The following is a 19,521-nucleotide window of genomic DNA, read 5'->3' on the forward strand; positions in this document are numbered from 1 at the left end:
GTTTTATTATATTATAAATTATACTTCTTTTTTAAACTCAATTTCAATCCCAGATATAAAATACCTATAGGAATAAAAACAATTAATACAACTACCCAAATTGGAAAGTGTGAATGTATTAAAAATATATTTATGAATAATTGCACAATAGCGTAAAAACTACTGATTACTAAATGGGAAACTTTTTTTTCATTCGCAAAAAGCTGATATAAATGTCTTCTATGAGCTTCGAAAATATTTTCTTTTAATACTATTCTTTCAATGATGGTAAGTACTACTTCCATTCCATAGATTGCCAAGAGCAGGATAAATTTATATTCACCTGTTCTCATGATTAAAAGTGTTATAAGACCAATTACCCAGAAACCGATCCCCATACTTCCCACATCACCGGCAAAACATTTTGCTTTCTTTCTGAAATTAAAAAACAGAAATACGAGACAGGCAAGCATTGGATAATATATGAAATCAAGATCTGTAAATTGGACAACCTCTTTATTTATATAGGCTAATGAACCAAGTGCTACAAGACTATAAATTCCTGTCATCCCATTAATACCATCCATAAAGTTATATGCATTCAATGTCCCTATTATTAATATAAATAATATAGGCCATACCCAAAAAGGCATTAAAGTAAAAGCACCAGTAAAATACAGAAGTAAAATAACTGAAATAAGGTGAACAGACAGCCTAATCTTATTTGACAGTGTTCTAATATCATCAATAAAACTTATTGTACATATTGCCAGAATTCCAAGGCCAAAAGACCAATATTCCTCAATCATCAAATTGAAATTAAACAATCCAAAGATAATAAATGCAATAGGAAAGATAATCCCTCCTCCTCTTAAAGTGATCTGTGTGTGGGCACTCCTGTGGTTTGGTTTATCTATGATATTGTATTTATCTGCAATTTTAAAATACATCAGCATTGTGATAAATAAAATAACTATTATTACTATATATTCTATCATTTGTTTTTAAAACTTTTTATTGTTTTAAGAAGACCATCTTCTGCAGAAACAGGTAAGTTTTTTATATCTAAAACGTGTTTTATTTTTTCATTAGAGACTTCATAGCTTTCAGTTAGCTTTTTTAATCTTTCAGAATTTAAAGGCAGTTTTAATATGTCACCTAATTTTGCAACTGAAGAAATCATTCCGGAAGGTAGTTTCCACAATCTACTTTTCCTTCCTGAAGCCCTCCCTATAATTTTTATCAAATCATTTGTAGAAATAGATCTATCATCAGCAAAATTATAAATTCCAGAAGGAACATTTTTATTCTTAAGTATTTCATAGACTAAAAAATTTAAATTGTCAATACTTAAAAAAGAACGTTTATTTTCGAAAGCGGCTAATGGCCAAGGGATTCCTTTTTCTACAACCTTATAAAGAAGATTCAGATTTCCTTTATTTCCAGGACCATGAATCATACATGGACGAATAATGAACAACCTTTTATCTTCAGGAAGATTTTTAGATAATAAATATTCTTCAGCAAAGAGTTTAGATTTTCCATAATGAGTCTGAGGATTTGACATATTCTCTTCATCTAAAATTCCATTCACTGTATCTGCGGTTGCTTTTACACTGCTGAAATAGATAAAGTCCTTAATATTCGAGTCCAGAAACTCATCGAAAAGATTTTTAGTCAGCTCTGTATTTACTTTTAAATATTCTTCCTCTTGGGAAGTATTGGCCGTATCATGAGCTTTACCTGCGAGATGAATGATTGTTTTTGTGTTTTTATTAATCTCCCATTTATTTCTTAATGAAAGATTTTGAATATTGTAATTATTATCTTTTAAAAAATTTGAAAGATTTTTTCCTACAAACCCAGAAGCACCAGTAATTGTAACCTCCATTGTTAATTAAATTCTTAATTTTAAGTTCCAAAAATAGCAAATCTTATTCCAACAAAAAATTATTCTGCAAAAAGAAATATTTATATTAACCCTATTTCTACTACAAATCAGTATATTTGTCGCTATACCTAACTTTTCATATTCATAATATGACCTTAAAAGATCTGCTTAGAAAGAACAAACATATAAAAGAATTATATCATTTTTATTTAGAATCAATTTATGACATTAGAAATTACAGATATAAAAAAATTGTAAAAAAACTACTTCATAATAGTGATGAACTTGATCTTGCAATTGCAAATATAAAAAAGATAGCCTCATCTTCTGAAAAAAAAACTTATTACATAATACGAAGAGACAATTCTTCAATAGGCCTTTTAACATATGTTTCACTTTTCTTAGGACATATTGCTTATGCTATTGCAAAGGGATATATACCCGTAGTCGATATGCAAAATTTTCACAGTATTTATTTAAATGAGGAAGATTTCGGAAAAAAGAATGCCTGGGAGTTTTATTTTAAACAGCCTTTAAATTCTAATTTAGACGATATTTATAAAGCAGGCAATTATGTTTTAAGTCCAACAAAAATGCAACCATTATCTCCTTTTATCAATTCTGTTTTCGACCGGGATGAAAGCATATTCTGGAAAAAAATATATGAGAATTTCATTCATTTAAGCGATGAGGCAAATTCTTACATTCAAGATGAATATATAAATCTTATAAAAGGTAAAAAAGTTCTTGGTTTATTGTATAGAGGAACTGATTATACAAAAATGAAGCCTTATGGACACCCCATACAACCCGACATCGATACATTTATCAGTAAAATTGAAGAGTTTATTGCTCAATGGGGTGAATTTGATTATATATATATCGCTACAGAAGAAAAAGCAGCGGTTAATAAGTTAAAAGAGAAATTTTCCAATAAAATCTTAGAAAATAAAAGAGTATATTATGATGATCTCAATGTTGATTTTCTTTTTGAAGCTTCTTTTAACAGGGAAAATGATAGGTATTTAAAAGGAATTGAATACTTATCTTCAATTTATATACTTTCTAAGTGTAATTCTTTTATCGGGGGACTATGTGCCGGAACTTATGCTACTAACTTTATGAATTCAACAGATTTTGAAAATAAATTTTTCTTTGATCTTGGAAAATACTAAATAATTATTTACCTGTTTTTTGCTCAATTTGTTTTTGATATTCCTCATTAGTAAGTTCTCCATTTCTAAGAAAAGTTATCCCCACTGATTTAGCTTCCGATACAAAGGTATTTGCTTTGTTATGAATTCCAGCACCTCCTATTTGATCGAATCTTTTTTGATCATTCCTACCTATTTCCAAGACGGCATAATCTACGGATAACAATTCTTTTTTTATTCTTTTTTCAAATTTGCTATTACCTTTCACCTTGTTTAAGGCTGATTTCAAGATTTGATAGTAATCTCTGATGTTTTGATCACTCAAATAACCATCTTTATATTGTACGGGATTAGCGTAAACATCAAGAGATGCTCCTGACTGCTGAAATCTATTATTAACTGTATTTATATAGTTTTTCATATCTGTCCATGCAGGACCATAATAGTTTTTCAAGAAATCATCAATTAACGTCTGAACATCTAGTTCAGGATTCCATAAAAGTTTTGCTAAAACATATGACTTCAACTCCGAAAATTCGCCTTTTTGAGGGCCAATTCCTTGTTCAAATATTTTTTTAACACCTGAAGTTTTAAAATACTGCAGATTCGGTTGGAGAGTATAAATGTTAGGAAAGGGAAACAATGAATTGAAATAGTTGACCGTGTAATCCCAGACAAAAAAATTATTGGTCTGCTTTTTCCATTCCTTAAACGATTCTCTGAATTTTGCTGCGTCTTTATTTTCAGGAGAAGAAATGGGTTTACTTCTGTCCACATTGGTATAACAAAACATTATCTCCACATTACTTTGCGGCTTCGTCTTAGGTGATGGATATAATGACTGATTATACGCCAATGTACTTATAATTTTATCAGGAAAGGCTATTGCAATTTTATTCACAAAATACATCATAGCTTCAGTGAACCCACCATTTGAATATTTTTTTTCACATAAATTACAATGGCATACATTGGGAGAGTCTAGTGGACTTACAGACCACACAACATTATTCGGTGAAAGTGACATTTCCACTTTCAGAACTTTAATAAGTTCTTGTATTGCCCCTTCACTACTGAAACACATTTGAGAAGCGTCTCTTTTACCATTAACTAAAGCAAAAAATTCTGGATTAGTTTTAAAGTACTTATCCGCAGGAAGAAGCCACCCAAATGAATGAGCAAAATATAACCTATTTTCAAAAAAATAGTTCAATTTATGAAAATCAGCATAATTCTTATCTTGACTTTCAATAAAATATTCTGTTCTGAACTCAAACGGAGGAGAGTAAATAAAATTAAGATTATTCGGGATCTGAACATTTTTACTAACAGGTATCACTTTTTCATCCAATGCATAAACCTTATATCCCATATAATTTTCAAAAAAAGTATATGTCGCATACAGCACTCCTTTTCTGTTTCCTCCTGATATAATGAGATTATTACTCAATGCTTTAATCACTACCCCGTCTTCTGCAACCTTAAAATTATTCCCAAAAGCAGAATTCTTACCTATTCTTATTTCTTTCTCTTTTTTAAAATCTGAGGTTTCAATAGGCAGGGTAACTCCTGATATATCTTTAAATATTCTCTGAAACTCTTGTGCTGCCTGTTTTTCAATATTATCTGCACTATTAGCCAAGGCTATATGATAAGCTGAAGTACCGTTTGAAGCCAAAACTAATTGTTGAGAATATAATCTCAATGAAATAGTCAACAGAAAAAGAGTAATTAGTTTCATTTGAATTGTGATATTGTTTCTTTATTTACGTTTGTTCTTTCAAAGTCAAAGAACCATCCCCATTTTGAGAAATATCTATATGCTGACGCTAGAAAAATTTTAAATAATTTTTTATTTTTATTAGCACCAGATTCATATTTATGATAAACAGATACTTTTGGATAATAAATCGTTTTATATTTTTTGTGCATTCTTCTTGAGATGTCCCAATCTTCAAAATACATAAAAAACCTGTCATCATAGAGACCAATTTCTTTTAACGCAGTACATCTGAACAATGTAAAACAACCTGAAAGAATTGGCGCATTATAGATTTCAGATTGATCTACAAATCTAAGTTCATATTTATTAATAAAATCATTGTAAATAAAAAAAGGAGACTTGATCTTTCTAAGCAAGATACTCATTGGAGAGGGCAAAAGCTTAGGAAGAAACTGAACTGTCCCATCCTCATTCAGAATCTGTGGCATAAGCATTCCTATTTCAGAATCAGTATTCATATAACTAATCATATCAGAAATTACATCGCCTTTGAAATAAGCATCAGGGTTAACTACGAAATGATATTTCACCCTGATATCTTCCAACGATTTTTTCAAAGCAATATTATGAGATGCACCAAATCCTGGATTGGAAGGGTTATGTATATATTGAATAAAATTAAACTCTTTAAAATATTTTTCCAGAGAGTTTGTTTCAGAGTTGTCAACTAGAATAAGATTAAATTCTAGTTTAAGCTGAGAGAAAGAAGAAAGAAAGTTATTAATATCTTCTGAAGAAGTATTATATAAAACTATTGAAATATTTATCATTACAATTCTAGATTCTAGATCATCATTATTATCTTCATTTTTTAGCTATGCTTAGTTTCAACAATTCTTTTTCCCGTTACATTTCTTACGGTTTGTCTTAACATTGCAAGGCTATTGGTAATACATTTTTAACAGCCTATTTCATATACTTATATTTTATTTCTGTAATAGGTTCGTATTAAACTTTATCCCATGTATTAGTAGAAAAATTAAATTTCTTTATCACTTTTGCGGGACTGCCAACAGCAATAGTATAATCTGGAATATCTTTTGTTACGACAGACATCGTACCAATAATAGAACCTTTGCCTATTGTAACGCCTGGCATTATTGAAACATATTCTCCAAGCCATACATTTTCTTCAATAGTTACCGGTGCAGATTGAAGTTTTCTTTCATTTGGTTTAGATAATGGAGAATCTTGATCTTCTCCGCTATAACTACCATGGTTATGATCTGTTATAAAAACTTTACTAGCTATTAATACATTATCTTTAATGATAATTTTTCTATGCGCTGCAATATGTACATAATCATTCATCTGTACTCCTTCCCCTATCTCAATTAGATATTTTTCTTTACTATCTGATGGAAAAGCATCAATTCTACAATTAAAACCTGTCGTAAAACCTTTGCCTACTTTAATAAATTTTCTTCCTCTTATTCTAAACGGAAAACGAATCAATCTCGCATTTTTAAAAATAAGCATTCCCCTAATCTTAAAGTATAACAGACTGATAATACCAAATATACCGTATCTTTCTAACATAAATTTCGTATATTATTTTAATTTAACAATTAAGAATCTTCTTACATATTTTAAAATAGAAAAAATATTAATCAATACATATTCAAAATTATTAATAATTCCCATATGTAAGGAGTCTTTAATATTTTTTAATTCTCCTTTTTCCATTTCCAAAATATTTCCTGATAATCCACTTTCTCCAAAATGGGCTTTACCACCTCCGGTTATCACTAAACTTTCATTCAGTAGATATGCATTATATTTATTGGCTATTCTAATAAAATAATTTCCTTCTTCCGCATATCTTTGATTTTCATCAAAATATCCAATATCGTCAACTATGCTTTTCCTAAACAAAATAGTAGGGGTTACAAAAACAAATCTTAATAAAAGTTGTTTCGCTGTTATTTTTGTTAAATGACCTAATTTAATCCATAGGATATTTTTAATAACTTCTTTATTCCTGGTGGTCCCTAAAAAATCTATTGAAGGATTTTCCTTAATAATTTCAATCTGCCTTTCTAATTTATTGGCTTCCCATGCATCATCAGAATCCAAAAGGGCAATCCAATCTCCATGGGCATTTTTAATTCCTGTATTTCTTGCAACAGAAACACCACTATTTTTAATATTAATTATTTGAATTTTTATTCCTGACTGATTATTGTTGATAATCTGATCAACAATATTTTTAGAATTATCTTTACTTCCATCATTAACAATAATTATTTCATCAGGTTTACATGTTTGACTAAAAACTGATTTTAATGTTTCAGTGATAGTCTTCTCAGAATTATACATGGGGATTATTACGGAAATATTCATATAAAAAAATTAAAAAGGATAGCTTTGTTCCCAAAAGAATTTATAAGGTAAAAAAGGAGTCAGTTGCTCTTCATCTCCCACACTGGTAATATTCTTCATAAACATTGCAGTACTGAATAAGCTGATTATGATCATTCTGAACATAAACATGCTTCTATTTTTGATTTCCAACAAATCAATATTATTCAATATATATATAATTAAAGTGAATAAAAATGTTGTTTGAAGCCTTAATCCTGCATAAGTAAATTTAGCAATGATAAATGATATAATTTCCAGGATCAAAATAATATGCAATAGTTTTTTCGAAGACTTCTTATCAGAATAAAATAAAAAACAAAAATAAATAAATAAAAACTGGATTAGAGGTCCAATACCCGAAAACGCACCTGGTGATTGAATGTGCGAATAGCTTTTCTGTTTTCCCGCCAAATGGTCCAAAAAGAAGTCAAAAGTACTTGTGAGAGTCATCAAGACAAGGAAAATACCTAAAAATATAAAAATATACTTTTTCTTTATTAAGTTAGATATAAAAACCAGCACAATAAGCAATGCAGAATATTGAATTGAAATAGCAACCACTGACAAAATTGTTGTGTAAAGGTATTTTTTTTCATACAAATAGTGCACAGCCCAAGCAGCTAATGCAAAGCTTAGTCCATATCTGATACCATTCATTGTAAAATCAAAGTAGAAAATAGGGAAAAATACAACCACAAATAGAGCAATAGTCTCTTTGGACCGCGAAAAAAGCTTGATAAGAAGAAAACTTGTGATTACAGAAATTAAAGCCACTCCAAATCTTGCCCCTAATCCTAATTTTGATATTAAAAAAGTAAGTAAAAGAAATCCTGGTTCATATCCATCCGTAACCATACCCTTTTCATGGAGAGAAAAAAGACCCAGGTAAAAAAAAGTATCTGTCCCTATATTCCCTCTTAATACAGCAATTAAAAATGCAGGCAATAAAAAAACAAATAATAACAAATTTTTTCTTTGAAAATCTACTTTATTAAAATAGTAATTTATCCAAAGAAAAAATATATAGATGTATGGTATTAAATAATATGGCATTCTTATGAATTATAAATTTCCAATACTTTTTGAATATTTTCTATACTTAAAATTGTTTTGTCTTTCCGAGAACTCATTTTTGTATTCAATATATTCAAAGCTTTTTTAGTATAAATTTTAAATATACTTTTTGCATTTTCAATTTTGTATTTATTTTGGCTGATATTATTTTCAGATAATGTTTTCTGAGTCTCCTCTTCAATCAAATCACTAATAAACTTCCTATTGTTTATTCTTCCCTGAGCCAAAAGATAAAAAATATTAAATTCTTTTAATAATTCAAATTCTTTCAATTCTTCTAATGCTTTCAACCCAGATTCAGCCCATATTGTATTAACACTATAATATTTAGGGATTCTTTTATCAAAAACATATCCTTCTCTATGTCTAAGATGGGGAATATTTTCTAATGTTCCTGAGTGCTTTCCTGTGAAGTTTTCTGCGGTAGTACTTGTTGGGCATACTCCTGCCACTGAAATTGGTTCTTCTAATTGGAAATGGTTTTTAGCGATGCATGAAACGGCAACTGAAGAGTATATATCTGGGCTTAATCCACCATAATAATGTCCTGTTAACTTTTTTATCTTTTCTAAAATATCTTTTTTAACTATTCCGTGATAAGTTTTAGGTAAAGGATATAGCAAATAATGTTGTAATCCATTATGTAGAAGACTGATTAAATTCTTTTTTAGAGAAATCTCCTTTATATTATTACCAAATGGCGGAATAATTAATGCTCCGGTAGGGTATTGCTCTAATGCACCTGGCCAGTAATAAGTAACTGCTTCTTTAGAACAAACAGAATCTATATCGTTATTATCTGCCCATTCGGCTATCTCAATGGCCTTTGGCAATATCGTATCATCATCACCAATCAGTATGATATATTTTCCTGTGGTAAGTTCTATTGCTCTGTTAAAGTTTTCAATTGAAGAAACCGGGCCTGAATCATATCTATATTTAACATTAGTAGATTTCAGCTCTTCAATAAAGTTCTTTACCTGGGGAGTTGCGCTATTATCTGAAATGGTAATTTCTATTTTATCACTATTAAGAGATAAAATAGACTGTATTGATTTCACACAATATTTTTCTCTGTCTTTAGTCGCTATTGCAATACTTAGTAATGGTCTCATTACAAAATTAATTTTTAAATTTAAAAAATCTTTTTATTTCCTCTCTTGGCAAAACTATAGCAGAAGTGACCATCAATGTTAGAAAGGTAGCAATCCCTATCCATATAAAAGAAATAATTCTGCTTTCACTAAAGATTTGTGGAATTCTTGAAAGCATAAAAGATACTAAAAATGCTATAATGAACGGAATAAAAATCTGTTTAAAAAAAATTTTATTCAGTAAGTTTTCTTTTATGAATTTTCTATTTATAAAAGAAATATATATAAATGTAGAAATAATCTGTACGAAAAGGAAAACGACAGCCGCTCCATATGCCTGGTAGTATTTAATGGAAAAATAGTATCCGGGAAACGTTATAAATATACTTAGTATTCCCAATACGTTATTTAGCTTTGTATATCCATTTGCTATGGCTACCTGGCCTGGAATTACCTGAAGCATAACAAAACCATAAGCCGAAGCTACAATTGGTAAGATTATATATACATGGTTAACGATTTCTAAATTTCCAGTCCATGCCCATAATAATGGTTTAGTAAAGAAAATAATATTAGACAAGAAAGTAAAAATTAAGATAGAAACATACAATGCATATTTATTATATAAGTCGTTAGCTTCAGTAATTTTTTTTAATGAATAATAGGCTGTAAAATTTGGAAGTACAGCTGTAGCTATAGGTCCGGCAATAGCAAGCATCCCTTGAGACAACGAAACTGCTAAGGTATAATATCCTAAACTTTCTAATGATAAAAGTTTAGAAATAACAATTTTATCCATCTGCGTATTGAAGGCTGCTACTATAGCAATCAATAGCATTCCACCAGCAAAATGAGAGACATTTTTTAAAACATTTTTGTCTATGCTAAACAAAAAATTTATTTTCTTTTTATAAACTATTTTGTCAAGAGAAGCTTTCATTAAAAAAGTAAAAATAAGTGTAGCAGCACTCTGCCAGATAAAAAATGTATTTAAATCAGGATAGTAAATAATTACCCCAATAACCAGCCCATTTCTTAACATTCCCCACAACATTTGATAAACATTGGCCATCACCTGCTTTTGAAGACCAAACAGGCCTCCCATATAAAACCTAAGCAACAGTTGAAAGCCTACATCAATACTAATAATTTTAAGAAAACCAGATACCTGAGATGGTGTATAAGATTTAACCTTAATCCAATTATCTGCGATGATATCTGAAAACAAGACTATTCCTACAATAGATAGCAAAACAACTATGATATAAACCGACTCAAGTGTTTTATAAATTTTTATTCTGTCTTCTTCTTTATTATCATTTCTTGCAAATTCTCTCGATAAGGTAGCTGTGAGTCCAGAATCTAAAATTGCAATTATTCCCGCTATAATTAATATAAAGCTTATAATAGAATAGCTTTCAAATCCTAAATACTTAATATATAAAGGAATAAATATAAAGTTTGAGAATATACCCCAAAATTTACCTATAAAATTTGCAACAATATTTTTTTTCATCTATTTTTCTAAGTAGGATCAAGCAGGTAAAAATCTCGCCTTATTATTGTACAAGAACTTATAAACTCTTCTTTCCAATTCTGAATTTGACTTATTGAATGTTTTATTGTGCAACAAAAAATATCCTTTTTCAGTGTTATCTTCTTCTTCCATGGTAAATACTACATCACTATTGTTATCAGATAACTTTGTTCTTTTTTCTTCTAATCTGATCTGTACATCTTGATTTAATGAAACGAATTCCTGCAACCATCCATTAAGCATTTCAAATTTTTTGTCTAGCGTTACATCTTTGTAAAAATTTGCTTTTTCCATAAGCTTTGCAGGACTTCCTGAATAAACTCTATTAGCTTCTAAATCTTTCGTTATAACAGAGTTAATAAGTGCTGTGCTTCTTTTCCCTAAATACAGGCCAGATCCTACAACACAACTTCCTACAAGCCATACATCATCATCAATGGTTGTCTTTCTCTTTGCGTACAGTGTACAGCCTTCTATTTGCTCACCACTTGCCACATGCGTCCATATCTGTGAGTACATTCCAACTCTTACTCCATTTCCTATTTCAAGTCCACCTGCAGCATCAAGAATCGTATTCTGTCCAAACCAGCAATTATGTCCAATCTTCATCTCTTGTTCTGCCATTAACAACATATCATTATGCAGAACGTTCCAATCTCCTATATCCAATGAACTGTAAACAAATATTCTTGTATTATCATTAATAATATTATTATCACCAATTACAACTTCAGCATCCGGATCATTTCCTACTATTTCAATAAGTACATTTTTCCCTATACGGTTATATTCGCCAAGCCTAACATTCTTATGAATTTTGGCAGTTTCATGAATCTGATTTGTAGAACTCATATATTATATTATTATTTCAATTTAACGGGTGAACCACCATCCAGATGGTACAGCCACATATTTACTCATAAATTCATTTACTCCAATTAATTTCGTTTTATTCTGAAAAACAGAATAAACATTATTATTAATATGAACACCTGTGGAATAGAAACCATCTGCTTTCATCTTTTGAAGAAACTCATTTTTATTATCTGTAAGAAGTCCGTATACCCAAAAATTGGGATTAACATTTTCATTAACTTTTAGTGATTGAAGTTTAGGATTCGCGTCAAAAATTTTGTCCCATTTTAAAGCATTATTTCTCTGCTTTTCCAAAAGCTTGGTAATATTTTCCATCTGCTCAGTTCCTATTAAAGAGTTAATCTCACTCATTGTGGCCCCATATCCTTCTACTTTGATATCACAATCAGGATTGATTTCTCCATTTTGTAATCTGAAATTTGACCTGTCTATTCCATAATCTCTTATCATTCTCGCCTTTTCATATAGTTTGTTATCTTTAAAAGACAATGCTCCTCCGTCTATTGTATTAGGCAACCTCACAGTCTGAAAAGAAAAAATGGTAATATCAGCTCCTGTATTTCCTGTTTTTTTTCCTTTATATTCGGTTCCAAAAGCCTCTATACAATCATCAACAACAGGAATATTAAATTCTATACCTAACTGATAAACATCATCTAACTCTCCTGCGTATCCACAAAAAAGGTTATTAAATATAGCTTTTGTTTTTCCTGAAATAAGTTTTTTTAAATGCTCAGTATCAATTGTTCCTGAGGTAGGATCTACATCAACCCAATTTATTTTTAAGCCTTTAACTGCAAATGGTTGATTACTGGCCAAGCAACTTACCGGACTCGCAATAATTTCATCACCAGCTTTAAGGTCTAAAACTGATAATGCCATCAATAATGCCTGATTATAAGTAGTCGTTGTCAAAATTCTATCATTACAGATAAAATCAGAAAGAGATTGTTCAAATTCTTTTCCTATCTTGCCATAAGATAGTTTTCCGGAATATAATATTTCATTAATTTTATTTGAAATATTTTCCGGCATAAAGGGTTTATATATAGGAATCATTTACCATCCTTTTTTAATTACTTCAGCAATTGTATTACGGGTATCCTCATCTATCCACCATCCACAAGGTATATGTACCATTTTTTTATAAAAATCATCAAAAACAGGTAATTCCGTTTCAGATTCTTTAAACAAGGAATGTCTGTCATTACGAAGATGAAGTTCTGATGCTGTAATTCCATTATCGGCCATCATCTTAATAAAATTTTCCCTATCATCTACTTTCATGGTATATAACCAATAAGAGGGATCTGTATTTGGATTATAATCTAACAGTTGTATTCCGGAAGTATTTTCTAATGCTGTATCGAAAAATTTACCATTTGAAATATATTTACCAATTATATCTCTTACATATTTCATTTGTATAAGACCAATAGTAGCATTCACATTATTCATGTGATATTTATAGCCTGGGAATTTAATATCATTTTCAAGCCTAGCTACTTTCTTGTCCAAACCAAACCATCTCAGTAATCTTCCTTGGTTATATTTATCTTCGCTTTTGACTGTTAAAAAGCCTCCATCCACAGTAGTCATATGCTTTATAGCCTGCAAGGAAAAAATCGTATATGCAGAATTATTTCCAATCATTTTCCCATTATATTTAGCCCCCATTGCATGAGCTGCATCTTCGATTATTGGGATATTGAATTCTTCCGAAATTTTATTAAACTCATCCATATCACATACCATTCCGGCATAATGTACAAGTAAAATAGCTTTAGTTTTAGCAGTAATTTTACTTCTTACACTTACTGGATCCAGTAGTCCTGTATTTTTTTGTACATCAGCCCAAACTACCTTACCTCCAACAAGTTTTATAGCAACGTTAGTAGGTTCAGCTGTAAGAACGGTACTTATAACTTCATCTCCTGGCTGTATTCCGACCATTAATAGAGCTATATGCAAAGCAGCAGTACCTGAATTAAGGGACAGAGCAAGTGGGTTTCCTATGTACTCTCCAAATTCTTTTTCGAATTCATAAACTTTTTCTCCTTCAGCTATATATCCACTATATAAAGTTTCTTGTATTGCCGGCATTAAATCTTCAGCAGGTGGTAAATACGGTTTTACTATAGGAATCATATTTCTATTTTAATTATTTGGTGATCAGATTTAATTCTTGTTGAACATATTCCAAGGTCAATAAAAGTTTTTTAAGCTTTTCAACATCAAGTAGTTCTGTGTTATCCGAATTATATTCTTCTACACTAAGTTTTGGACCATCTGTTTGTACATATTTAGTATAGTTCAGATCTCGCAGATCTGCAGGAATACGATAGAAATCACCAAGATCTTCAGCTTTTGCCATTTCTTCTTTAGCACATAATGTTTCATACATTTTTTCTGCATGACGCTCTCCAATAATTTGAATTTCATTATTAGCTGAAAATAATTCTTTTAATGCTATGGCTAAGGTTTCTATAGTTGCAGCTGGGGATTTTTGAACAAAAATATCTCCAGGATTTCCATTTTCAAAAGCAAATAAAACCAACTCAACAGAATCATCAAGAGACATCATAAATCTTGTCATTTTAGGATTTGTAATAGTCAATGGCTTTCCCTCTTTTATTTGTTTAATAAATAACGGAATAATAGATCCTCTGGAGCACATAACATTTCCATATCTGGTTGCCGTGTACACAGCATTTACAGCCTGGACTCTAGGATCTCTAGCTTTAGAAACTGACAGTTTTTCCATTATTGCTTTGGACATTCCCATTGTATTTATGGGATAAACAGCTTTGTCTGTACTTAGAACAACTACTCTTTCCACATTATTCCTTGCTGCAGCTTCGAGTACATTTTCTGCTCCCAGTATATTGGTTTGAATGGCTTGCATCGGATAAAATTCACACGATGGTACTTGTTTTAACGCCGCTGCGTGAAAAACAAAGCTTACTCCTTTCATTGCATTATTAATACTGTCGAAATCTCGAACATCTCCAATAACAAAATTTAATTTGTCATTTTTATATTCGATACGCATGTCTTCCTGCTTTTTCTCATCTCTTGAAAAGATTCTTATTTCTTTAAGGTCAGAATTAAGAAATCCTTTAAGCATTGCATTTCCAAAAGAACCAGTTCCTCCTGTAATTAATAATACTTTATCTTTTAACATATTTGTTTATTTTTTTATTTAATGGTATATATTGGAATGGGCAAATAAAGTTTTATAATCTTGCATCTACCATCGTCCTATCTAAACATGCTTTTGCATCAAATACAACACCATTATCTGTTTTAATTTTCTGAATATCCAGTTTCAAAAATTCATTATGAGACACAGCAAGAATAATGGAATCATATTTTTTTTCATGATTAAGTCTATCTATAAGTTCTACATTATATTCTTGACGAACCTCTTCTTTGCTTGCCCAAGGATCATATATATCTACTTTGATACCAAAATCAATTAATTCTGAATATATATCGACTACCTTTGTATTTCTAACATCAGGACAGTTTTCTTTAAATGTCACGCCTAATATTAAAGCGTTTGAATCTTTTATAATTCCCCCTTTTGCAATTAAAAGTTTAACAACTTTAGACGCTATAAACTTGGCAATTGAATCATTTACCCTTCTTCCGGATAAAATAACATCTGGGTGATAGCCGAGTTGTTCTGCTTTATGGGCTAAATAGTATGGATCTACAGATATACAATGACCACCAACCAGTCCAGGTTTATACTTAAGGAAATTATATTTCGTTCCGGCAGCTTCCAAAACATCATGGGTATCAATCCCTATTCTATCAAAGATCAGAGCCAATTCATTAACAAAAGAAATATTTACATCACGTTGAGCATTTTCTATGGCCTTAGAAGCTTCCGCTACTTTTATACTTGGTGCTTTATGTGTTCCAGCTGTAATGATTTTCTTATATAGATTATTAACTTCTTGAGCAATTTCTTCCGTAGACCCAGAAGTTACTTTTTTAACACTCGTAAGTGTATTAATTTTATCTCCAGGGTTAATTCTTTCAGGGGAATAGCCAACAAAAAAATCGAAATTGAATACAAGCCCTGAATATTCTTCGAGAATAGGAACACATTCTTCCTCAGTACAGCCAGGGAAAACCGTTGATTCATAAATAATAATATCTCCTGTTTTTATAATTTCGCCAAGCATTTTTGATGCAGAGATTAAAGGTCTTAAATCTGGAGCATTATATTTGTCAATAGGTGTAGGAACTGTAACTATATAAATATTAGCTTCTACTATATCAGATAATTTACTTGTTGCTTTGTACCCTAACTTACCTTCTGTCTCTTCAAATTTTTTCAGTCCATTATCCAGCTTTTCTATATCTGCTTCTAATGTACTATCCATTCCATTATTGAGTTCTGTTACTCTTTGATCATTTATATCAAATCCTAATACTGGATAATGCTTAGCAAATTCTAGGGACAGAGGCAGCCCTACATATCCCTGTCCTACAACTGCTATTCTATATGGTCTCATCTTTTTGTGAATTTATTTTTAATTTTCTCCAACCATGTTTGTTCTATATGATTATTATAGCCATAACCATATTTATTGCTGTATCCCAAATTCTCTCTACTTACGTCATTTAATACAAAACCTACATTTTTAATTTTCTTTTGATCAATATTATTATTCGCAAATTCTAATAATGCTTTTTCAGTGTACTTCGATCTTGAAACATAAATAGTAACATCCGCAAACTCAGCGATCAGAAATGTATCTGTAACAAGCAATAATGGTGCAGTATCTAATATTATATAATCATACTTTAATTTAAGTTGATCTAATAATATTTCATATTTTCCATTTGATAATAATTCAGTAGGATTTGGAGGAATCATCCCTGAATAAATTACATCTAAATTTGGATTAAAAGAAGATACATGAATAATTTCATCCAGATTAGCCTGATCAGAATACAAATATTCAGTAAGACCAGCCAAGCCCTTTCTTGCCGTATTATATCGTTGTAATTGAGGATTTCGAATATCTGATCCAATAATAATTGTCTTTTTCTTTGGATTAGCTAACGTTAAAGCTAAATTAACAGATGCAAATGTTTTCCCTTCCCCTTTTACTGTCGAAGTCACAAAAACGACTTTTCCTTTCTTATTATCCTTGGGAAGCATAAAATTCATATTAGTAATCAAAATTCTAAATGCTTCTGCCATAGGAGTAATATCATTCATCCTTACTATATCGGAGTCTCCCTTCTCCAAGCTTGGCAGTTCTGCAATTACAGGCGCATGAACAAGTTTTTCCAAATCATGCTTGGTGATTACCTTATTATTCAATAATTCTGACAAATAGATAATAATAAAAGGAATAAGAAGGCCAACTGCCAAGGCTCCAAGAAGTATTATATTTTTCTTCGGTGAAACAGGTGCACTGGAAGCGTATGCTGTATCTATCACTCTTGCTTTTGGAGCAGTAATCGACAGCCCTATAGCTGTTTCCTCTCTTTTTTGTAAAAGAAGAAGATACAGGTTTTCTTTGATTTGCTGCTGCCTTTCAATTCCTCTAAAAAGCTTCTCAATAGAAGGAAGTTTAGATATTTTACTGGAAACTTTACTTTGTTCTCCTAAATATTCATTTTTAGTTAACTCTAGACCATCTTTATTCCTTTGTAAACTCTGCATTATTGTTGTACGCATCGCACCAATTTGCTTCGTAACATCAACCACTGTAGGGTTTTCCGGCGTAGCTGATTCCAATAACCTATTACGCTGCATGATAAGCTGGTTATAGGTAGAAATTCCACTAGCAGCTTCAGGACTGTTCAAACCAACATTAGATGGTAAAACCTGAAACTGTCCTTGTTTTGAAACGAAACCAATCAAAGAATTTGTCAATTCTAGCTGAGCATCAACATCTAGTTGTTTTGCTCTTGCAGCTGCTGAACTTTCTAAATCTATTTTTGCTTCAGTTTCAAGGTCTGTAAGATTATTTTTTGTTTTAAAATTTTCTTTTTGATTCTCTACTTCACCTAGCTCTCCTGAAAGTTTTTTTATTCTATCTTCGATAAAATCCAAAGTTTTCTTAGACTCTAAGTTCTTATCAGTAATCGCATCATTATTATAAGCTAATACTAATGCATTTAGAATATCAATAGCTTTTTCTGTTTGAGGGTAATTTAATCCCAGTCCTAAAACTGTAGCATCTTTGTTAACAACTCCAACATTAGAAATACTTTGAAAATAAGATATTTTAGCTTCTGTCGTAGAAATTTTGAGCTGCATTTCATTTACATTTAAATCCTTAACAGTTAAAGGGTTAAAATTATTATTTTTAATAATAATAATGGTTGCAAATGGTAGATTTATAGTTGTTCCAAATTTTGAAACAATTTCTTTTCCAATTTCATCTGAAAAAAGTTGTAATTCATTTCCTTTTATTGTCAAATTAATTGGCTCTTCAGGAAACTTAGCCAATGGCTTTTCTGAAACAACTTTAACACTAACCGGAGAAGAGCTTTTATATAATTCTACACTTCCAATTTTCTTTTTTGTGAAAATATCAACCTGCATATTTTGAGATTTCACAACATCTCTCATCAGTTTTTTAGATTTTAAAATCTCAATTTCATTATCTACACTATTGGTTTTCATTCCTCCGAATCCAGATAAATCCTGAAGTATTCCAACATCACTTACAGTAGGAGTTTGAGAGCCTTTGGAATCTTTTATAAGTATTGTAGTTTTTACACTATAAACTGGTGTTACAAATTTTAAAGCAAAATAAGCTATAAGAGTACATAAAAGAATTGAAATAACAAACCATGGCCAATTTCTTAAATAGGGTCTGATAACTTCATTAATATCAATACTTTTTAAATCTTCCGTTTGTGAGTAATTCAGAGTTTTTTGGCTGTCCATTAATTTTTTACTTCTTGATTAAACTTACTACAACAGCCGCAGCTGTAATGGCAATTGAAAGTGCAGTTATGTAGAATGTCGTATTTGGGTTTTGTTTAGATGCTAGATCCTTTGTATTATTGGAAGCTACAATAATAGCATCCCCTTGCTTCAAATTATAATAAGGTGAATTAATTAAATTGGCATCTTGCAAATTTATTTTGCCATGAATTATTTGGCCATTTTCAGTTCTAATAACCAAAACATCATCCCTTTTACCATACATTGTTAAATCTCCAGCCATTCCCAATGCATTTAAAATTGTAGCTTGTCCATTTGAAATTACATAGTCTCCCTGCCTGTTTACCTCTCCTAAAACTGTAATTTTAAAATTTGAAATTCTTAAGTTTATTGTAGGATTAATAACATAACGAGTCATTTCACTTCTAAGCACATCTTTAAATTCGGTAAATGTTTTTCCAGAAGTATTAAGTTTCCCTATTATAGGAAAATCTATATTTCCTTCATTATCTACTATATAAGTAGGTCCTGAGATGTTAGTTGTGCCTTGGGTAGGAGTATTTCCGCCAGCAAAAGTATTGTTCTGAATAGTTTCAGATGAAGAATAGTTTTGATTAAAAGGCTTCACAACATCCATATCTTTTGCTGTCACCAATATAACAAGTTGATCGCCCGGTTGAATAGTAGAACTAGAATTTCTGGTAGAAGCATCTACAGCTACTTGTTCTATGTTCTGCATATAGTTCAGATCATTTTTTGTATTAGGATTTGTTTTGCATGAAACTAGCCAAAATGCCAGCAATATAATCAATATCTTACTTTTCATATTTTTTAATTATAC

The 19,521-nt window shown here is 30.5% G+C and carries 17 protein-coding genes; 1 reads left to right on the forward strand and 16 read right to left on the reverse strand.

Annotated elements, in window-relative coordinates:
- Nucleotides 1-11: 11 nt before the first annotated feature.
- Nucleotides 12-977 carry an MraY family glycosyltransferase gene (locus SB679_RS12725; RefSeq protein ID WP_410702698.1) on the reverse strand — a complete coding sequence of 322 codons (966 nt, stop codon included), beginning with the start codon at nucleotides 975-977 and terminating at the stop codon, nucleotides 12-14.
- Nucleotides 974-1,870 (reverse strand): NAD-dependent epimerase/dehydratase family protein, encoded by an 897-nt coding sequence (locus SB679_RS12730; RefSeq protein ID WP_410702699.1) that lies wholly within the window; start codon nucleotides 1,868-1,870, stop codon nucleotides 974-976. The genes SB679_RS12725 and SB679_RS12730 overlap by 4 nt, the downstream gene beginning before the upstream one ends.
- 149 nt (nucleotides 1,871-2,019) lie before the next feature.
- On the opposite strand from SB679_RS12730, the gene SB679_RS12735 reads away from it, so the two are divergent.
- Nucleotides 2,020-3,045 (forward strand): hypothetical protein, encoded by a 1,026-nt coding sequence (locus SB679_RS12735; RefSeq protein ID WP_410702700.1) that lies wholly within the window; start codon nucleotides 2,020-2,022, stop codon nucleotides 3,043-3,045.
- A 4-nt stretch (nucleotides 3,046-3,049) separates the two neighbouring features.
- Here SB679_RS12735 and SB679_RS12740 read toward each other — a convergent pair whose 3' ends face one another.
- The 14 genes from SB679_RS12740 to SB679_RS12805 all read right to left on the reverse strand — a co-directional run bounded on the left by SB679_RS12740 (nucleotide 3,050) and on the right by SB679_RS12805 (nucleotide 19,506).
- Nucleotides 3,050-4,765: a DUF4838 domain-containing protein gene (locus tag SB679_RS12740; RefSeq protein WP_410702701.1), complete on the reverse strand. Its 1,716-nt coding sequence runs from the start codon at nucleotides 4,763-4,765 to the stop codon at nucleotides 3,050-3,052.
- On the reverse strand, nucleotides 4,762-5,577 hold the full coding sequence (locus SB679_RS12745) for a glycosyltransferase (protein WP_410702702.1): 816 nt from the start codon (nucleotides 5,575-5,577) through the stop codon (nucleotides 4,762-4,764). The genes SB679_RS12740 and SB679_RS12745 overlap by 4 nt, the downstream gene beginning before the upstream one ends.
- Before the next feature lie 178 nt (nucleotides 5,578-5,755).
- Nucleotides 5,756-6,346 (reverse strand): acetyltransferase, encoded by a 591-nt coding sequence (locus SB679_RS12750; RefSeq protein WP_410702703.1) that lies wholly within the window; start codon nucleotides 6,344-6,346, stop codon nucleotides 5,756-5,758.
- Between the two features lie 12 nt (nucleotides 6,347-6,358).
- Nucleotides 6,359-7,150 carry a glycosyltransferase family 2 protein gene (locus SB679_RS12755; protein WP_410702704.1) on the reverse strand — a complete coding sequence of 264 codons (792 nt, stop codon included), beginning with the start codon at nucleotides 7,148-7,150 and terminating at the stop codon, nucleotides 6,359-6,361.
- A 9-nt stretch (nucleotides 7,151-7,159) separates the two neighbouring features.
- Complete coding sequence (locus SB679_RS12760) at nucleotides 7,160-8,224, reverse strand: EpsG family protein (protein WP_410702705.1); 1,065 nt, start codon at nucleotides 8,222-8,224, stop codon at nucleotides 7,160-7,162.
- A 2-nt stretch (nucleotides 8,225-8,226) separates the two neighbouring features.
- The gene (locus SB679_RS12765; RefSeq protein WP_410702706.1) at nucleotides 8,227-9,360 is read right to left on the reverse strand and encodes a glycosyltransferase family 2 protein; all 1,134 of its coding nucleotides are present in this window, start codon (nucleotides 9,358-9,360) and stop codon (nucleotides 8,227-8,229) included.
- A 7-nt stretch (nucleotides 9,361-9,367) separates the two neighbouring features.
- Nucleotides 9,368-10,855: a lipopolysaccharide biosynthesis protein gene (locus SB679_RS12770; protein WP_410702707.1), complete on the reverse strand. Its 1,488-nt coding sequence runs from the start codon at nucleotides 10,853-10,855 to the stop codon at nucleotides 9,368-9,370.
- 18 nt (nucleotides 10,856-10,873) lie between these two features.
- Complete coding sequence (locus SB679_RS12775; protein WP_410702708.1) at nucleotides 10,874-11,728, reverse strand: acyltransferase; 855 nt, start codon at nucleotides 11,726-11,728, stop codon at nucleotides 10,874-10,876.
- A 21-nt stretch (nucleotides 11,729-11,749) separates the two neighbouring features.
- Nucleotides 11,750-12,811, reverse strand: a complete 1,062-nt coding sequence (locus SB679_RS12780; RefSeq protein ID WP_410702709.1) for a DegT/DnrJ/EryC1/StrS family aminotransferase — start codon at nucleotides 12,809-12,811, stop codon at nucleotides 11,750-11,752.
- A complete protein-coding gene (locus SB679_RS12785; RefSeq protein WP_410702710.1) occupies nucleotides 12,812-13,900 on the reverse strand; it encodes a DegT/DnrJ/EryC1/StrS family aminotransferase in 1,089 nt (362 codons plus the stop codon).
- Nucleotides 13,901-13,913: 13 nt separating this feature from the next.
- Nucleotides 13,914-14,936 carry a polysaccharide biosynthesis protein gene (locus SB679_RS12790; RefSeq protein WP_317740866.1) on the reverse strand — a complete coding sequence of 341 codons (1,023 nt, stop codon included), beginning with the start codon at nucleotides 14,934-14,936 and terminating at the stop codon, nucleotides 13,914-13,916.
- Nucleotides 14,937-14,988: 52 nt separating this feature from the next.
- Nucleotides 14,989-16,281, reverse strand: coding sequence for a nucleotide sugar dehydrogenase (locus tag SB679_RS12795; RefSeq protein ID WP_410702711.1), 1,293 nt, complete (start codon nucleotides 16,279-16,281; stop codon nucleotides 14,989-14,991).
- Nucleotides 16,278-18,680 carry a GumC family protein gene (locus SB679_RS12800; RefSeq protein WP_410702712.1) on the reverse strand — a complete coding sequence of 801 codons (2,403 nt, stop codon included), beginning with the start codon at nucleotides 18,678-18,680 and terminating at the stop codon, nucleotides 16,278-16,280. Before SB679_RS12800 ends, SB679_RS12795 begins: the two co-directional genes overlap by 4 nt.
- Before the next feature lie 7 nt (nucleotides 18,681-18,687).
- Nucleotides 18,688-19,506 carry a polysaccharide biosynthesis/export family protein gene (locus tag SB679_RS12805; protein ID WP_410702713.1) on the reverse strand — a complete coding sequence of 273 codons (819 nt, stop codon included), beginning with the start codon at nucleotides 19,504-19,506 and terminating at the stop codon, nucleotides 18,688-18,690.
- Nucleotides 19,507-19,521: the final 15 nt, after the last annotated feature.

The organism is Chryseobacterium sp. SIMBA_029, from assembly GCF_046535275.1.
Taxonomy (GTDB): Bacteria; Bacteroidota; Bacteroidia; order Flavobacteriales; family Weeksellaceae; genus Chryseobacterium.

Excerpts from the sequence above, each read along its gene's own strand:
- SB679_RS12725 (WP_410702698.1), bottom strand. The coding sequence starts at position 977 with ATGATAGAATATATAGTAATAATAGTTATTTTATTTATCACAATGCTG.
- SB679_RS12745 (WP_410702702.1), bottom strand. The coding sequence starts at position 5,577 with ATGATAAATATTTCAATAGTTTTATATAATACTTCTTCAGAAGATATT.
- SB679_RS12795 (WP_410702711.1), bottom strand. The coding sequence starts at position 16,281 with ATGAGACCATATAGAATAGCAGTTGTAGGACAGGGATATGTAGGGCTG.
- SB679_RS12765 (WP_410702706.1), bottom strand. The coding sequence starts at position 9,360 with ATGAGACCATTACTAAGTATTGCAATAGCGACTAAAGACAGAGAAAAA.
- SB679_RS12730 (WP_410702699.1), bottom strand. The coding sequence starts at position 1,870 with ATGGAGGTTACAATTACTGGTGCTTCTGGGTTTGTAGGAAAAAATCTT.
- SB679_RS12790 (WP_317740866.1), bottom strand. The coding sequence starts at position 14,936 with ATGTTAAAAGATAAAGTATTATTAATTACAGGAGGAACTGGTTCTTTT.
- SB679_RS12775 (WP_410702708.1), bottom strand. The coding sequence starts at position 11,728 with ATGAGTTCTACAAATCAGATTCATGAAACTGCCAAAATTCATAAGAAT.
- SB679_RS12755 (WP_410702704.1), bottom strand. The coding sequence starts at position 7,150 with ATGAATATTTCCGTAATAATCCCCATGTATAATTCTGAGAAGACTATC.
- SB679_RS12750 (WP_410702703.1), bottom strand. The coding sequence starts at position 6,346 with ATGTTAGAAAGATACGGTATATTTGGTATTATCAGTCTGTTATACTTT.
- SB679_RS12735 (WP_410702700.1), top strand. The coding sequence starts at position 2,020 with ATGACCTTAAAAGATCTGCTTAGAAAGAACAAACATATAAAAGAATTA.
- SB679_RS12760 (WP_410702705.1), bottom strand. The coding sequence starts at position 8,224 with ATGCCATATTATTTAATACCATACATCTATATATTTTTTCTTTGGATA.
- SB679_RS12780 (WP_410702709.1), bottom strand. The coding sequence starts at position 12,811 with ATGATTCCTATATATAAACCCTTTATGCCGGAAAATATTTCAAATAAA.
- SB679_RS12770 (WP_410702707.1), bottom strand. The coding sequence starts at position 10,855 with ATGAAAAAAAATATTGTTGCAAATTTTATAGGTAAATTTTGGGGTATA.
- SB679_RS12740 (WP_410702701.1), bottom strand. The coding sequence starts at position 4,765 with ATGAAACTAATTACTCTTTTTCTGTTGACTATTTCATTGAGATTATAT.
- SB679_RS12785 (WP_410702710.1), bottom strand. The coding sequence starts at position 13,900 with ATGATTCCTATAGTAAAACCGTATTTACCACCTGCTGAAGATTTAATG.
- SB679_RS12805 (WP_410702713.1), bottom strand. The coding sequence starts at position 19,506 with ATGAAAAGTAAGATATTGATTATATTGCTGGCATTTTGGCTAGTTTCA.
- SB679_RS12800 (WP_410702712.1), bottom strand. The coding sequence starts at position 18,680 with ATGGACAGCCAAAAAACTCTGAATTACTCACAAACGGAAGATTTAAAA.